Below are 14,726 nucleotides of genomic sequence, written 5' to 3'. Positions count from 1 at the left end.
GAGGTATTCCGGGCCGGGCGAGCGAAAACCGATGGCGCACGCACGTCGCTCGCCCGGCCGGGGTAAGCGCGTCGTGGCCAAAGGTCTCGCCGAGCCATCGCAAACGTGGTGTCTGCGATAACCATCCGCGCCATGAAGCCGAGGCTTCAAGTCTGTTGACGCGGATTCCTCGATACACGCGGGCCAAGCGGCCAGATGTAACGAGGATGGCTACTCCCCAATGACAGTGAGTGGCGCGAATGCTACAGGCTTCGCCTGAACCTCACAACAGGATGGGGGGGTTCCTGCAGGCGGTCTTGCAGCATGTCATCGATGCCATAAGCACCTGGCTCTTTTCCAGCCAACCAGGCTGCAGCCTCAAGTGCCCCTCGCGCAAAAATCGAGCGATCGGTAGCGCGATGACTCAACTCGACTCGTTCGCCCTGACCGAGCAATAAAGCCGTGTGCTCACCGACCACGTCGCCACCACGTACCACCGCAAAGCCGATACTTCCGCCACGGCGCGCACCCGGTCGGCCTTCGCGCACGTACACCGCATCCTTGGCCAAGCTGGTGCCTCGTGCTTCGGCAGCAGCCTGCCCCAGCGCCAACGCCGTGCCGGACGGCGCATCTTCCTTGCGGCTGTGATGTGCTTCGACGATTTCCAGATCCCAATCCGCCAAGGCCGCAGCGGCCTCGCGCAATAGGCGCTTCAATACAGCCACGCCGAGACTGAAGTTGGCGGCATGCAATACGGGAATATGCTGGCTGGCTTCATGGAGCCTGGCTTGAAGCGCAGCGTCGACGCCGGTGGTTCCAGTAACCAACGCCGCCTTATGCGCACTGCAGTAATCAATCGCGGCGGCAAGACCATCCGGGCCACTGAAATCGATGACGGCATTCGCGGCAACAGCGCTCCACTCATGTGTGTAGCGCAACGATGCAGGAGAGTCGGCGAAAACGGGGCCGCCGTTATGCGTTGAACTCGATGACACCAACGCATTGACCAGCTCGAAGCGCTTGTCTTCGCGCACCAAGGCGAGCAAAGCGCGACCCATGCGGCCAGAGGCACCGTTGATGACCAGGCGGATGGGTTGAATCATGCGAAGTGTTCCTTGCTCTTCATTTGTCATGGAACGGTGCCGTACCCCGCCATGATAAAAGTTACCCAGGAGGCCGTGATGCCCGCGAAAGCGGATATCCATCTTGCTCGGATGCATCCTTGAGCATGGATTCCCGCTTTCGCGGGAATGACGGCCATGGGAGGGCACATACTTTTATGCCCTTCCCTTGAGCAAAAATTCAGGACGTCACCCGCGACCAGAACTGTTTCACCCCATCCATGAAGCCCTTCGCGCGTGGCGAATGCTCGTCGTCATCGGCAAAGGTCGTTTCCAGCTTCTCCAGCAACTCGCGCTGCTCGCGGGTGAGTCGCACCGGCGTCTCCACCACCACTCGGCAAACCAGGTCACCGGTGCGGCCGCCACGCACGGATTTCACCCCGCGCCCGCGCAGCACGAACTGTTGCCCGGTCTGCGTTTCTGGCGGAATGGTGATCGCCACTTCGCCGTCCAACGTAGGCACCTGCAATTCCGCACCCAGCGCGGCTTGCGAGATGCGAATCGGTACTTCGCAAAAAAGATTGCTGCCGTCGCGTTGAAAGATGTCGTGCTCACGCACACGCACTTCCACGTAAAGATCGCCGGCCTCGGAACCCGCTGGCCCAGCCTCACCCTGCCCGGCCAGACGAATGCGATCGCCATTGTCGACGCCGGCCGGAATCCGCACGGACAACGTACGCGTTTCTTCCAGACGCCCTTCGCCGTGGCACTTCTTGCAAGGCTTTTCGATGGCGCGGCCGCTGCCCCCGCAATGCGGACAGGTCTGCTGGATGGAGAAAATGCCGTTCTGCATGCGCACGCGGCCATGGCCGTTACAGGTGCGGCAGCCGACGGTCTTGCCGTCCTCCGAACCGCTGCCGTTGCAGTGGTGGCAGTTGACCTGGGTGGGAATGTCGAACTTCTTCTCGACACCGAACACGGCTTCTTCGAGATCCAGTTCCATGATGTAGCGAAGATCCGCACCGCGGCGTGGACGCGAAGAGCGGCCGCCACCGAAGATATCGCCAAAGATGTCCCCAAAGATATCGCCCATGTCGCCGAAGCCGCCAGCACCACCTCGGCCGCCCGTGCCGCCTTCAAAGGCAGCGTGGCCGTACTGGTCGTACATGGCGCGCTTCTGCGAATCGGACAGAACGTCGTAGGCCTCCTTGGCCTCCTTGAACTTCTCCTGCGCTTGCGGATCGTCAGGGCAGCGGTCCGGATGGTATTTCATCGCCAGGCGACGGAAGGCTTTCTTCAGCTCAGCGTCGTCTGCCGTTCGCTCGACACTCAAAATTTCGTAGTAGTCACGCTTGCTCATTTCATGATCCGCGATTCGATGCGCCGATCGGGAATGAACCAGATCGCAGCTGCCGTGGCATAAAGGACACACGACACCCACGGCGTCACGAACGCCAACAGGATGCCGCACACATACATGGCGACGGAGACCCAGCCTTTCCAGTCACCGCCCACCGCCTGCGCCAGCAGGGAGGATGCACCACCATTGGCCGCGATCAGACTGCGCTGGAACGGCTGCCAGGCGATGGCGCACATCAGTAGCACAAAACCATACAACGCCACCGGCAGTTGTGCGAAGTGGTTCTCGCCCATCCACCCGGTCGTCACCGGCATCAGCGACAACCAGAACAACAGGTGCAGGTTGGCCCACAGCACGCCGCCATTCACCTTCTCCGCAGCATGCAGGAAGTGATGGTGGTTGTTCCAGTAGATGCCGACGTAGACGAAGCTCAGCACATAGCTTAGGAACACCGGCCACTGCGGCAGCAAAACCTGCCAGCCGTCGCCGTGCGGCACTTTGAGCTCCAGCACCATGATGGTCAGGATGATGGCGAGTACACCATCACTAAAGGCTTCAAGCCGCCCTTTTTCCATCTTCCAGGCCTCCCCTTCCAAAAAAAACGAGCGCCATGGGCATGGCGCTCGTCTTCCTGGTGGCTACTTTACGACGACTTGCGGTCGTTCTTCACCTCGGTGAACTCGGCGTCAACCACGTCGTCCGGCTGGGCGGAACCACCGGGGCCGGGGCCGTGCTGATCGCCGCCAGCACTCGGGCCCGCGTCCGCATGGCCTGCTTGCGCCGCGGCATACAACGACTGCGCCACCTGCTCCAGCTTCTGGATCTTGGCTTCGATGGCGGCTTTGTCTTCGCCGTCCTTCACCTTCTCCAGATCCGATAGCGCGCCTTCGATCTCGCTGAGCTGGGCGCCCGGCACCTTGCCGCCGTGCTCCTTCAGCGCACTGCGCGTGGCGTGCACCAACTGGTCGGCCTTGTTACGCGTGCTCACCAGCTCCTGGAACTTCTTGTCTTCTTCGCGGTGTGCTTCAGCATCGGCCACCATGCGCTGGATTTCGTCATCGGACAGGCCGGAACCGGCCTTGATCTCGATGCGCTGCTCCTTGCCGGTCTTCTTGTCCTTGGCGGACACATGCAGGATGCCGTTGGCGTCGATGTCGAAGGTCACTTCGATCTGCGGCATGCCGCGGGGTGCGGAGTCGATGCCGGCCAGGTCGAACTTGCCCAGCGACTTGTTGCCGGAAGCACGCTCACGCTCACCCTGCAGCACATGCACGGTCACCGCGGTCTGGTTGTCTTCGGCGGTGGAGAACACCTGCGAGGCCTTGGTCGGCACCGTGGTGTTCTTCTCGATCAGCTTGGTCATCACGCCGCCCATGGTCTCGATGCCCAGCGACAGCGGGGTAACGTCGAGCAGCAGCACGTCCTTCACCGAACCACCCAGCACGCCACCCTGGATCGCCGCGCCGACGGCGACAGCTTCGTCCGGATTGACGTCCTTGCGCGGCTCCTTGCCGAAGAAATCCTTCACCGCTTCCTGCACTTTCGGCATGCGGGTCTGGCCGCCGACGAGGATCACTTCGCTGATGTCGGACACGCGCAGGCCAGCATCGTTGAGCGCGGTACGGCAGGGCTCGATGGTGCGCTTGACCAGGTCTTCTACCAGCGCTTCCAGCTTCGCGCGGGTGAGCTTGATGTTCAGATGCTTCGGACCGGAGGCATCCGCTGTGACGTACGGCAGGTTCACTTCGGTCTGGTGCGAGGACGACAGCTCGATCTTCGCGCGCTCGGCTGCATCCTTCAGACGCTGCAGCGCCAGCGGATCCTTGCTGAGATCGATGCCCTGGTCCTTCTTGAATTCTTCGATGAGGTAATCGATGACACGCTTGTCGAAGTCTTCACCGCCGAGGAAGGTGTCGCCGTTGGTGGCCAGCACTTCGAACTGCTTCTCACCGTCGACTTCCGCGATCTCGATGATCGACACGTCGAACGTACCGCCGCCAAGGTCGTACACCGCGATCTTGCGATCGCCGCCCTTCTTGTCCAAACCATAGGCCAGTGCAGCTGCGGTCGGCTCGTTGATGATGCGCTTCACGTCCAGGCCAGCGATGCGGCCGGCGTCCTTGGTCGCCTGGCGCTGGCTGTCGTTGAAGTAGGCCGGCACGGTGATCACCGCTTCGGTGACCGGCTCACCGAGGTAATCCTCGGCGGTCTTCTTCATCTTCATCAGCACCTTCGCGGAAACTTCCGGCGGCGCCATCTTCTTGCCATCGGAGGTCTGCACCCAGGCATCACCATTCTCGTGCGCCATGATGCCGTACGGCACGATGTGGATGTCCTTCTGCACTTCCGCGTCGGTGAACTTGCGGCCGATCAGGCGCTTCACCGCGTAGAACGTGTTCTTGGGATTGGTGACACCCTGACGCTTGGCGGGGGCGCCGACCAGCACTTCGCCGTCCTTGGTGAACGCGACAATGGATGGCGTGGTGCGATCGCCTTCCGAGTTCTCAATCACTTTGGCGGTGCTGCCGTCCATGATGGCTACGCACGAATTGGTCGTGCCCAGGTCGATGCCGATGATTTTGCCCATGATGTGTGCTCCGGAAACTTTGAATGCGGCCCCTCAGCCGCGAATGGTTGTCAGATGGGGTTCTGGCGAAAAGCCTTCAATGCCAAGTAAACCCTGCAGTTCTGGAATTACTAGAGTCTGTTCAACATCCCCGCGTAGTTCACATAGCCCCTGAGTGGTCGCCAGGTGGTCGTGCGGGGCGCAGCGCCAGACTCTCTCCTCGTTCAGTCGTCCTTGGCCACCGACACCAATGCGGGGCGCAACAGCCGATCGTTCAACACGTAGCCTTTCTGCAGCACTGCCACGACGGTGCCAGGCGCCTTGCCCGGGGCTTCCACCATGCTCACCGCGTGATGACGCTCGGGGTCGAGCGGCTGGTCGAGCGGATCGACCGGCACCAGGCCGTTGTTGCCGGCGATGCGCAGCAGCTCTTTCAGGGTGAGGCTCAGGCCTTCGCGGATCGTGGCGACATCGCCGCCCTCCACCGCCAGGCCGCGCTCCAGGCCGTCGTACACCGGCAGCAAGTCGTTGAGCAGCTTCTCGTTGGCGAAACGGCGTGCCTGCTCCAGATCGCGATGCAGGCGGCGGCGCTGGTTTTCCAGCTCAGCCTTTTCGCGCAGCACGGTCTCGCGCAATTCCTTGTTGCTCGTTTCCAGCTCGGCCACCTTGGCCTTGAGCGCATCGAGCTCATCGCTCATGGCGGCGTACTCCGCGGCCGTTTCCGGCATCTCGTTGGGCGACTGCGAATCGCTGTTGTGCATGAATGACTCCAAACATCGTCCTAGGCCGGCAAGGCTGCCGACCATCACAAAATTTGCGGGTACACCCGCCTCCCAACCGGCTTTTATAAGGCCGTAGCGGCGCGATTCAAGGCATCGCTGAGCAGGCGAGCGGTGGCCTGCACCACCGGGATCACACGATCATAAGCCATGCGTGTGGGACCGATCACGCCGACCGCACCCAGCAGCCTGCCCTGGGCCCCGTAACTGGCGGTGACCACGCTGCAGCCATCCAGGGCGGCGAAACCCGATTCCTCGCCGATAAACAAACGCACGCCGGGTGCCTTGGCGCAGGTTTCCATCAACTGCAGCAACTCGTTCTTTTTCTGGAACGCCTCGAACAGGTCGCGCAGACGCTCCAGGTTACCCAGTTCCGAGTACGCCATCAGGTTGGTCTGGCCGCTGACCAGCACGTCTTCATCCTGGGGCGCAAAGGACGCCGCCGCCAGCTCCACCGTCCTGGAAAGCAGCTGATGCAGCTCGCTGCTGGCCTCGCGCAATTCGCGCAGCAAATGCGCGCGGATGTCGTCCACGCGCAGGCCGACAAAATGCTCGTTGATGTAATTGGCCGCCTGTTCCAGCACTCGCCCTTCCAGCGGCTTGGCCAGTTGGATCACGCGGTTCTGCACCTGGTTGTCGGAGAACACCAGGATCACCAGCACGCGCGCGTCCGGCAGTGGCACGAAATCGATGTGCCGCAAGGGGAAGTCAGTCTGGCGCGGCACCATCACCACGCCGGCGAAATGCGTCATGGCCGATAGCAAGGCCGAGGCATTGCCGGCCAAGTCGCGCACCGTGGTCGGACCCGGCGGGAGTTCGCGCTGCAACCGCACCATCTCGTCGCGCGCCAGCGGCTGCAATTCGATCAGGCTGTCGACAAACAGGCGTAACCCGCGTGGTGTAGGTATACGTCCGGCGGAGGTATGCGGCGAAGCAACCAGGCCAGCTTCTTCCAGGTCCGCCATGATGTTACGGATGGTGGCCGGGCTCACGTCCAGCCCGGACGAACGCGACAGCGTACGTGAACCGACCGGTTCACCATCGACCAGATACTGCGCAATCAGCGTGCGCAGCAAGCGCCGTGCGCGGGTATCAAGTTCATGACCTGGGTGACGAGACATGCGCTGTGGCAATCCGTGAGACGGCTAAGAAATAAGGTTTGCCGGTGAAGAAAGCAAGAAAGGGGGAAACGGGCAGCACCAAGGCCACGCCAAGCTGGACGCACCCCATTCCCTGTTCCCCGTTCCCACTTACAATTCGTACGACCACTGCCATCCTCACCTCATGCTCACCTCCCTTTACGTCCGCCATCTCGCCGTCGTCGAAGAAGCCGATCTTGCTTTTGGCCCTGGCCTGACCGTGGTCAGCGGGGAAACCGGCGCCGGCAAGTCCCTGCTGGTAGATGCCCTGATGCTGTTGGCCGGCGCACGTGCCGACAGCGGCATCGTGCGCGCCGGCAGCGATCGCGCGGAGCTGGCGGCGGAGTTCGACCTGGCCAACCTGCCCGAGGCGCACGACTGGCTCAAGCGCGAAGAACTGGACGAAGACGGCGCCTGCCAACTACGCCGCGTGATTCGCGCCGAAGGCAGCTCTCGCGCCTGGATCAACGGCCGCCCCGCCACCATCGGCCAGATCGGCGAGCTTGCTGCATTGTTGGTGGAAATCCATGGCCAGCACGAGCACCAGGCGCTGCTGGAACGCGCGCATCAATTGAACTTGCTCGACGCTTACGCCGAAAACGAAGCACGTGTGGCGCAAGTACGCGACATCGCCCAGCAATGGCGCGACCTCGGCGCGCGTATCCGCAAACTGGCCGGCGGCGAAGATCGCGAACATCGCCTGGAATTACTGCGGCACGAACTTTCCGAACTGGAAAAATGGGCGCTACCCGCCGCCGAATTGACGGAGCTGGAAAGCAGCCATAAGCGACTGGCGAATGCGAGCAAGCTCACGGAAGGCATCACCGGTGTGGTCGATCTGCTCGATGGCGACAGCGAATTCGCGCTGCGTTCGTCGCTGGGCCGCGCGCATGCGGAACTCAGCCGCCTCGCCACGCTGGACGATCGCCTCGCGCCGATGCTCGAATTGCTCGACAACGCGCAGATTCAACTCAATGAAGCTGTCGACGGCATGGGGCGCTATGCACAGGATGTGGATCTCGATCCCGAACGCTATGCCGAGGTCGACACGCACCTCACACGCCTGCACGAGCTGTCGCGCAAGCACCGCCTGCCCGTCGCCGAACTCGACGCTAAGCGCATCGCCGTGCAGAACGAACTGACCGAACTGGAAAATGCTGGCGATGCGCTCGAACGGCTCGATGCGCAACGCACACAACTGCAGCGCGACTACGACAAAGCTGCCGAAGCCCTGAGCAAGGCCCGGCAAACCGCCGCCAAGCGCCTCGGCAAGGAAGTGAGCGCATTGATGGGCGAACTCGGCATGGCCGGCGGCGTGCTGCAAGTTACCCTGGAAGTTTCCGACAACAACGATCCCGACCCGCAAGGCCGTGAGCGCTGTGAGCTATTGGTAAGCGCCAACCCAGGCCAGCCGCCCCGGGCTTTGCGCAAAGTCGCCTCGGGCGGCGAACTCGCCCGTATCAGTCTTGCGATTGAAGTGGCAACGCTGGGCAAAGACACCATCGGCTGCATGGTGTTCGATGAAGTGGATACCGGCATCGGTGGCGCCGTGGCCGAAGTTGTCGGGCAGAAACTGCGTGCGCTGGGTTCGCGCTGCCAAGTGTTGTGCGTGACGCATCTGCCGCAAGTGGCTGCACAAGGTCATGCGCATTTGCGTGTGAGCAAGCATGCCTCCGGCGGCTCCACGCACACCCGCATCGAAGTGTTGAATACCGAAGGCCGGCGTGACGAGTTGGCGCGCATGCTGGGTGGTGTGGAAATTACGCGCGAAACACGGGCGCATGCGAAGAAGATGTTGGAGCAGGCGCAAGCCTAGCTTAGGGGGCAAAATTCAATCTTGCCGCGGCGTCATTCCGGCGAAGGCCGGAATCCATGCTTCGCACTCGCCATGGATTCCGGCCTTCGCCGGAATGACGACTCGCTCTGAAACAGCATTAACGCGCACTTCGGTTCTTGCCGGAATGACGGAAAAAGCATGGGGATACATCAGCCCCAAACCTACGGCCGCGACTGCAGCAATCCCCGCTCGCTGGCAATGCGATAAAGATCCAACTCCGACCCCGCCCCCAACTTCCCCATCAAGCTCGCGCGGTGGATATACACCGTCTTCTGCCCAATCCCCAATTCCGCCGCCACCTGCTTCGGCGCACGCCCCGCCGCCAGCAGCAAAAACACTTCATGCTCGCGTGCCGTAAGCCGGTCGATGGGATCGAGCGTGTCATTGGGCCGCTCAGCACGCCGCTGCCGTAAATCGGAGCTGAGGAACTGCTCGCCACGCATCACCGCGCGCAACCCCGCCACCAATTCCTCCGGAGCGGCCCCCTTGGTGACATAACCACTGGCACCACGCCGCAAGGCCTCCGATACATACGGTTCGCCATCGTGCATGCTCAACACCACGATGCGCGTGCCCGTAGCAACGCTGCGCAAGTGCTCAATCAACGGCAACCCGCTGCCATCCGGCAACGACAAGTCCAGCGCGACCAAGTCCGGGCGAGTTTGACTGATCGCCTCCACCGCATCGTCGGCGTTGCGGCACTCGGCGACCACCTCGAGATCCGGCTCCATTTCAATGAGCCGTTTGAACCCCTCGCGGACTATGGCGTGGTCGTCGACCAGAACGATGCTATGCATGAGCGGCACTCTAGCAAATCTTTTTTCTTTTGCTCCTTCAACACCGGGCGTCACAGATCACCCACCGCTCGCTAACATCCACGGATGCGTCTAAAACTCTCCTTCCTCACCTCCGGCCCCATGGTCGGTCTCGGTTATGGTCTGCTCTGGGGTCTGCTCTGGCCCACCACGCAGCCAGACTGGACCCTGCAATTTGGCCTGCGTTTTGGCGTGCTGCTGCTGTCGCCCTTCCGTTACTGGGGTTGGCTGATCGGCGCCGAACTCGTTGCGGCCGAGTCGATCGAATACTGGTACGGCTACACGCCGGACTGGCAGACCTTCGTCTTTGGGGATCTGCCGCAGCCGCTGGCCGTGGCGCTCTGCCTGGGGCTGCTCCGCCGCGCGAACCTGCGCCCCAGCATGCGCGACCCGGAAGAAGTCTCCCGCTTGCTACTCGCCGGCGGCTTTACGGGAGCCGTTGCCACGGCTACCGACGCGCTGATGATGGCGCTGCTCAGCGAGCTGCCCTCGACCGGCTTGCTGGAAGGCTTCGGCAACGAAATGCTCGGCAACTACGTTGGCCTGCTGTTGATCGTGCCGCCGCTGATCATGCTGTGGCGTACGCGTCCATCGAAACAGGAGATATCCGAGCTGCTGATGGATGGTTTGCTGGTGATGCTGCCGGCGTTGGTGATCCTGCTGATTCTTACCGAACAGGCGGCCCCCCAGCGCGAGTTCGCGCGCATCCTCTCACTGGCGCCAGTGCTGTTTTTCGCCTTCCGGCATGGATGGCGCGGGGCCAGCCTGTCGATGCTGGTATCGAGCCTTGGCATGGCCGTCGTCGACCGCGTCTTTACCCATGTCATACCAACGGCGTCCTCGCACATGTTCCTGGCCGTGGCCGGCACGGGCGCGTTGATGCTGGGCTCGGCCACCGACGCACTTCGCCGCAGCAGTGCGCGCATGGCGGAGCAGAACGTCTACCTTGCGGCGGTGAACCGGCGCCTGGATCACCTCGCACGCCAACTACGCGACGCCGCCCGCGGCAACCTGCAGGCGGAAGAAAACCAGCGCCGCCACATGGCCGCCGAGCTGCACGACGAACTGGGCCAGAACCTCACCGCCATCCAGACCCACGTGAAGCTGGCGCAGAACCGTCTGAAGCAGGCAGGCATGGAGGACATCAGCGCATCCATCAACGGCATCCTGGCCCATATGCGCCGCGCCTTGCATCGCGTGATGGACGACCTGCGCCCCGCCGTGCTGGACGAATTCGGCCTGATGCGCGCACTGGACGAAGGCCCTATCCGCGACCTGCTCGCCACCGCCGGCATGATCTATCACACCGAACTGCACGGTGACCCGCGCATGCTGGAGGAAGACATCCGTACCGCGGTCTACCGGTTGGCCCAGGAAAGCGCCACCAATGCGGTCAAGCACGCCCAGGCCACCGAGTTCCGCCTACGCCTCCGCATCGGCGAGCGTGCGGGCGCAGCATTGGCTTTGCTGGATATTCGCGACAACGGCGTAGGCCTGCCCGAACGCGTGCCACGCGGCGGAAGGGGGCTGCAGGGCATGCGTGACCGCGTCACATCACTGGGCGGATTGTTCCGCTTGCGGCCTGATCACCAGGGTGTACACCTGCGAATTTTGCTGCGAAGCAGCATATCCCGACGCGAAACCAGTGACTTGTGACACTGTAACTAGGAAATTTTCCAATACCAGCCTCGTAAAGGCTTCGTTAGGATCAGTCCCATCGATGTGGGGGAGCCGCCGTCGCGAGACGGTGAGCCCGAGTCAGCCGTGGGGACGGCAGGCTCGAAGAGTGGCAGGACGCCACTCCGCCGGAGTCTGGACAAACGCACGTATCGCGAGCAATTCCGATACACAGCAGGTCAAGAGACAACGGTAAGCCGTAGGGTGGACAGGAGTCCTCCCGCGGCTTTTTTTATGCCTGTCGCTTTCTTCCCTGCCCCAGCTTCACCGCAAAAGGTCAATCTTGCCCCACCGTCATTCCGGCGCAGGCCGGAATCCAGTCTAAGTATGCGTCCGAAGGACACCTAAGCATGGGTGTTGAGTGCTTGCGCACAGCGTGTTTGAACTGGATTCCGGCCTGCGCCGGAATGACGACGGGGGAAAGCAGCCACAGCAGGCACCGCTAGCCGTGCGCCAAGCGCCCGATCCAGCCCTTACTTCTTCCGATTCCCCAACGGCCTCACATACAGCACCAAACTATGATCCTGAATCTCATAGCCGTGCTTGGCCGCTATCTCGCGTTGCAAGCGCTCGATCTCCTCGCTGACGAACTCGATCACCTTTCCGCTGTCAACGTCGATCATGTGGTCGTGGTGCTGGCCACGATCCAGTTCGTAAACCGCCTGCCCGCCCTCGAAGTTGTGTTTGCTGAGGATGCCGGCGGCCTCGAATTGGGTCAGCACCCGGTACACCGTGGCCAGGCCGATATCTTCCTGATGAGCAAGCAACTTCTTGTAGACGTCCTCGGCCGTTAAGTGGCGGACGCCGTCTTCTTCGAAGATCTGGAGAATGCGCATCCGGGGGTGAGTCACCTTCAACCCGGCTTTACGGAGTTCTTGAGTTTCCTGCTCCATCGCAAGCTCCCAATACACGGTGGAATCAAGCCATTAGTGTATCATCGACACCTTACCGATCCGGACGCACTACGAATGCAAAAGCTGATCCGCACACTGGGCTATGCCACGCTGGCACTCTCTCTCGCCAGCTGTCATCTCGTGTACACCCCCGACATCGCCCAGGGCAATCTTTTCGATAAAACCATCGACAAGAATCTTGCCGACCAGCTCAAGCCGGGTCTGACCAAGCGCCAGGTGCTGGTGCTGCTAGGCACCCCTTCCGTATCCACCCCGTTCAACCAGAACCGCTGGGATTACGTCTCCACGTATTCGCATCGTGGCGAGAAGATGAAGGTCAACGCCATGAGCCTCTTCTTCAACAACGATGTGCTGGTGCGCACCGAAGGCAATCTGTACTTCCAGGATGCGCAGAAGCTGGTGCAGCAGAGCAACAAGTACAAGACCAAGTACGACGTCAACGACACCTCCGGCGATAAGAGCGGCGGCGGCGGTGGTGATAACGGCGATGGTGGTGACAATGGCGGCGATAACGGTGGCGACAACGGCGGCGGCCACTGATCCCCTAGCCTGCCTTACGTCGCGCGGCGACGCCGCGCATCTTTCGGATCCAACGTAAGCGGCCGGTAGATTTCCACCCGGTCGCCATCCTGCAGCATGTCACCCGCCGCCACGCGGCGGGAAAAGATACCCAGGCGCGAAGGGTCGAACGGCACCTCGGGCATTGCCTGCAAAATGCCCGACTGCTCCACCGCCTGCATCACGGAACTACCCGCCGCCAAGCTCACATGGCGCAGCAACTGGCGTTCCGGCGTGGCACAAACCACTTCCACAGTGATGCGGTCAGCCATAGACCTTGTCCGCCTCACGGCAGAAATCGTCCACCATGCGATTGGCCAGGCCTTGGAAGCCCAGCTTCAATGCCGTACCGCCCAGGCGGCCGGCATAGTCGAAATCCAATTCAAGCGCCACCTTGCAACCATCCGTACCGAGGGGGATGAAATCCCAAAACCCATCCAGGCTGCGGAAAGGCCCATTCACCAGGCTTACCTGCAAGCGGCGCGGACGATCGATGGTATTGCGTGTGGTGAAGCTGTGATGGAAGCCGGCAAACTTGAGATCCAGCCGCGCCACCAGCATGTTATCCCCCCGCTCGATCACCTCGGCGTTGGCACACCAAGCGAAGCGCTTTGGGTATGCTTCGACCTCATTGACCAGATCGAACATCTGCGCCGGCGAGAATTTCACCAAGGCACTGCGGCGGATTTGGATCACGGCAGCCTCATCAAAAGAATCCAACCCACATGCAGACAGCCTGCACGGGGCGACAGCCCAAAGTTTAACGGACATGGCAAAAGCGAAGGACAAAGATAAAAAAGAATCCGGCGGCACCATCGCCCTCAACAAGCGCGCCCGGCACGAATACCACATCGACCAGCGCTTCGAGGCGGGCATTGCCTTGCAAGGATGGGAGCTCAAAGCCCTGCGCGCTGGCCGCATCAACTTCGGCGACGGCTACGCCGTGGTGCTGAAGAGTGAGATATTCCTGGTGGGCACCTCCATCCCGCCACTGATCAGCGCATCCACGCACGTGGTAGCGGTAGACCGCCGCACACGCAAATTGCTGCTGCACCGCCAGGAGATCGACCAACTCATCGGTGCGGTAGAACGCAAGGGCTACACCCTGGTGCCTATCGCCATGTACTGGAAAGGCAACAAGGTGAAAGTGGAAATCGGCCTGGCTCGCGGCAAGCAGGAACACGACAAGCGCAACGCCGATAAGGAACGCGACTGGCAGCGTGAAAAGCAGCGCACCATGCGCTCGCATAATCGCGCAGCCTAACTCACCACTCGCACTCCCCTCTTCCGTCGCCCCGGCGAACGCCGGGGCTCAGCGACTTTAAACATCGCTCAACACGCGAAACCACATTAATCAATCATCAAATTTGATCAAGCGTGTATAATTGTCGGGCTTAAGCCATCTTAGATTTCTCCGGGGGTGTTCTGGCTTCGACGGGGGTAGTGAGATAGCTTGGTGCATGCCGAGGGGGCAGCTTTCCTCGTTAATCCAGCCGCAAACTTATAGTTGCCAACGACGACAACTACGCTCTGGCCGCTTAAGGCCTAGCCCCGAACCCACTTGTGCCTGTGCTCGTGGATGTAGGGTCATTATCACGGGATCGCCCAAAGCTGCCGCCTGCCGGCCAGGGTTAAATCAAGCGGGCTGGTCCTTCGATGCGCCTCGCACTCTGTGCTGTCGCGGGACGAGATCCAACAGTGAGCTAAGCATGTAGTACCGGGCGTCAAGCGCCTTCGGACGCGGGTTCGACTCCCGCCACCTCCACCATACAACTTGGCCTCTTTGATTTTCAAAGAGAAATTCGACGCCTCACTCGCCACCCCCAAGGTATCGTTTGAGGTATCGAAATGCCAAAACCCTTGCTGTTGAAACGACGAAGCGGACTTTATGTCCGCTTTTTCGTGCCCACTGATTTACAGGCACAAGTCGGCTCTCGCTACCTCACCCGAAGCCTGCAAGGGGCTCGGGCCGATGGTGCTCGATTGATGGCTTCAGCCTTAGGATATGCTCTTGGGAACGTGTTTGAGCGACTCAGGAGAG

The 14,726-nt window shown here is 61.4% G+C and carries 15 protein-coding genes, 1 other RNA gene and 1 riboswitch; of the genes, 6 read left to right on the top strand and 10 right to left on the bottom strand.

Going from position 1 to position 14,726, the window contains the following annotated elements; translation table 11 throughout:
* Position 1: 1 nt before the first annotated feature.
* Positions 2-231, bottom strand: a riboswitch (yybP-ykoY riboswitch).
* A gap of 11 nt (positions 232-242) precedes the next feature.
* The 6 genes from dapB to hrcA all read right to left on the bottom strand — a co-directional run bounded on the left by dapB (position 243) and on the right by hrcA (position 6,866).
* Positions 243-1,082, bottom strand: a complete 840-nt coding sequence (gene dapB, locus IEX75_RS13225; RefSeq protein WP_188794765.1) for a 4-hydroxy-tetrahydrodipicolinate reductase — start codon at positions 1,080-1,082, stop codon at positions 243-245.
* Positions 1,083-1,281: 199 nt separating this feature from the next.
* Positions 1,282-2,400, bottom strand: coding sequence for a molecular chaperone DnaJ (gene dnaJ, locus IEX75_RS13220; RefSeq protein ID WP_188794764.1), 1,119 nt, complete (start codon positions 2,398-2,400; stop codon positions 1,282-1,284).
* The gene (locus tag IEX75_RS13215) at positions 2,397-2,975 is read right to left on the bottom strand and encodes a TMEM175 family protein (protein WP_188794763.1); all 579 of its coding nucleotides are present in this window, start codon (positions 2,973-2,975) and stop codon (positions 2,397-2,399) included. The genes dnaJ and IEX75_RS13215 overlap by 4 nt, the downstream gene beginning before the upstream one ends.
* A 68-nt stretch (positions 2,976-3,043) precedes the next feature.
* A complete protein-coding gene (dnaK, locus tag IEX75_RS13210) occupies positions 3,044-4,987 on the bottom strand; it encodes a molecular chaperone DnaK (protein WP_188794762.1) in 1,944 nt (647 codons plus the stop codon).
* A 203-nt stretch (positions 4,988-5,190) separates the two neighbouring features.
* Positions 5,191-5,727, bottom strand: a complete 537-nt coding sequence (gene grpE, locus IEX75_RS13205; RefSeq protein ID WP_188794761.1) for a nucleotide exchange factor GrpE — start codon at positions 5,725-5,727, stop codon at positions 5,191-5,193.
* An 83-nt stretch (positions 5,728-5,810) separates the two neighbouring features.
* Positions 5,811-6,866 carry a heat-inducible transcriptional repressor HrcA gene (hrcA, locus tag IEX75_RS13200; RefSeq protein WP_188794760.1) on the bottom strand — a complete coding sequence of 352 codons (1,056 nt, stop codon included), beginning with the start codon at positions 6,864-6,866 and terminating at the stop codon, positions 5,811-5,813.
* 163 nt (positions 6,867-7,029) lie between these two features.
* Here hrcA and recN point away from each other — a divergent pair, with 163 nt between their 5' ends.
* Positions 7,030-8,700: a DNA repair protein RecN gene (gene recN / locus IEX75_RS13195; protein ID WP_188794759.1), complete on the top strand. Its 1,671-nt coding sequence runs from the start codon at positions 7,030-7,032 to the stop codon at positions 8,698-8,700.
* Between the two features lie 182 nt (positions 8,701-8,882).
* Here recN and IEX75_RS13190 read toward each other — a convergent pair whose 3' ends face one another.
* Positions 8,883-9,518 carry a response regulator gene (locus tag IEX75_RS13190; RefSeq protein ID WP_188794758.1) on the bottom strand — a complete coding sequence of 212 codons (636 nt, stop codon included), beginning with the start codon at positions 9,516-9,518 and terminating at the stop codon, positions 8,883-8,885.
* Between the two features lie 84 nt (positions 9,519-9,602).
* On the opposite strand from IEX75_RS13190, the gene IEX75_RS13185 reads away from it, so the two are divergent.
* Positions 9,603-11,192, top strand: coding sequence for an MASE1 domain-containing sensor histidine kinase (locus IEX75_RS13185; RefSeq protein WP_188794757.1), 1,590 nt, complete (start codon positions 9,603-9,605; stop codon positions 11,190-11,192).
* Between the two features lie 494 nt (positions 11,193-11,686).
* Here IEX75_RS13185 and fur read toward each other — a convergent pair whose 3' ends face one another.
* The gene (fur, locus tag IEX75_RS13180; RefSeq protein ID WP_188794756.1) at positions 11,687-12,106 is read right to left on the bottom strand and encodes a ferric iron uptake transcriptional regulator; all 420 of its coding nucleotides are present in this window, start codon (positions 12,104-12,106) and stop codon (positions 11,687-11,689) included.
* A 75-nt stretch (positions 12,107-12,181) separates the two neighbouring features.
* Between fur and IEX75_RS13175 the strand changes: the two genes are divergently transcribed.
* The gene (locus tag IEX75_RS13175) at positions 12,182-12,667 is read left to right on the top strand and encodes an outer membrane protein assembly factor BamE (protein WP_188794755.1); all 486 of its coding nucleotides are present in this window, start codon (positions 12,182-12,184) and stop codon (positions 12,665-12,667) included.
* A gap of 14 nt (positions 12,668-12,681) precedes the next feature.
* Here IEX75_RS13175 and IEX75_RS13170 read toward each other — a convergent pair whose 3' ends face one another.
* Together IEX75_RS13170 and IEX75_RS13165 are read right to left on the bottom strand one after the other, a co-directional pair.
* On the bottom strand, positions 12,682-12,957 hold the full coding sequence (locus tag IEX75_RS13170; protein ID WP_188794754.1) for an RnfH family protein: 276 nt from the start codon (positions 12,955-12,957) through the stop codon (positions 12,682-12,684).
* Positions 12,950-13,381, bottom strand: a complete 432-nt coding sequence (locus tag IEX75_RS13165) for a type II toxin-antitoxin system RatA family toxin (RefSeq protein ID WP_188794753.1) — start codon at positions 13,379-13,381, stop codon at positions 12,950-12,952. The genes IEX75_RS13170 and IEX75_RS13165 overlap by 8 nt, the downstream gene beginning before the upstream one ends.
* Positions 13,382-13,454: 73 nt before the next feature.
* On the opposite strand from IEX75_RS13165, the gene smpB reads away from it, so the two are divergent.
* From smpB to IEX75_RS24170, 3 genes are all read left to right on the top strand, one after another.
* Positions 13,455-13,949, top strand: coding sequence for an SsrA-binding protein SmpB (smpB, locus tag IEX75_RS13160; RefSeq protein WP_188794752.1), 495 nt, complete (start codon positions 13,455-13,457; stop codon positions 13,947-13,949).
* A gap of 152 nt (positions 13,950-14,101) precedes the next feature.
* Positions 14,102-14,453: a transfer-messenger RNA gene (ssrA, locus tag IEX75_RS13155) on the top strand.
* Positions 14,454-14,533: 80 nt separating this feature from the next.
* On the top strand, positions 14,534-14,726 hold a 193-nt coding region (locus IEX75_RS24170; RefSeq protein WP_343213824.1), incomplete at its 3' end, for a DUF6538 domain-containing protein.

This window comes from Dyella nitratireducens, assembly GCF_014642835.1.
GTDB classification, from domain to species: domain Bacteria; phylum Pseudomonadota; class Gammaproteobacteria; order Xanthomonadales; family Rhodanobacteraceae; genus Dyella_B; species Dyella_B nitratireducens.
The sequence above is the reverse complement of the archived record's forward strand: the minus strand, read 5'-3'. Positions and strand labels throughout refer to the sequence as shown.